This window comes from Parafrankia sp. FMc2, from assembly GCF_041008525.1.
GTDB lineage: Bacteria > Actinomycetota > Actinomycetes > Frankiales > Frankiaceae > Parafrankia.
In genome coordinates, this window is sequence record NZ_JBFLUG010000491.1 from 1 (window position 1) to 670 (window position 670).

At 66.6% G+C, this 670-nt stretch carries 1 protein-coding gene; it reads right to left on the reverse strand.

What is annotated here, in order from left to right; translation table 11 throughout:
• Positions 1 to 15: 15 nt before the first annotated feature.
• On the reverse strand, positions 16 to 670 hold a 655-nt coding region (locus tag AB1460_RS38095; protein WP_420497472.1), incomplete at its 5' end, for an IS1634 family transposase.

The following is a 670-nucleotide window of genomic DNA, read 5'->3' on the forward strand; positions in this document are numbered from 1 at the left end:
CCTGACTTGGGCCATTTAGTGCGTGCCGTGGATGGCGTCGAGGGCTGTCTGGAGGTCGTCGGGGAGGGGGTCGGCGGCGGTGATGGTGTGGTCGCCGGCCTGGATGGTGATGGTGCGGTAGCGGCGGGCGGTCGTGACGAACTTGCGGATGGACCAGCTGGTGGTGTTCTCGATCCAGCGGCTGACGGCGAGGGCGGCGAACACGATGGTCAGGTGTGCTTCGATCGATTCGCGGGTGTGGTGGTAGATCGGTCGGGCGGCGAGGTCGGACTTGCTCATCCGGAAGCTTTTCTCGACGTTGAGCAGCTGGCTGTAGGTGGCGATGACCTGGTCGGGGTCGGGGTTCGGCAGGTTGGTGACGTAGCCCTTGATCCCGGCCAGAGCCCGGTTCTTCTCTTCCAGCGCTCGGTTGACGGTCTTCGTCGCGTCGGTCAGGCGCACGTAGCGGTTGCGTTTGACCGGGGTCTTGCCCGCGACGGCGTTCTCGGCTTTGGTGATCTGCTGGTCGATCCCGCGCAGGGTGCGACGGGCTCGGTCGGCCCGGTACTGGTAGAAGATCGTGTGGTCGCGTCGCTGGTCGGACGGGCTGGCGGGCCAGGGCTGGGTGAACACGTGCCCGTCGGGGATCTCGGTGTTCGGGTGGGCTTCGCGCCACGCCTTGACCTGGTAG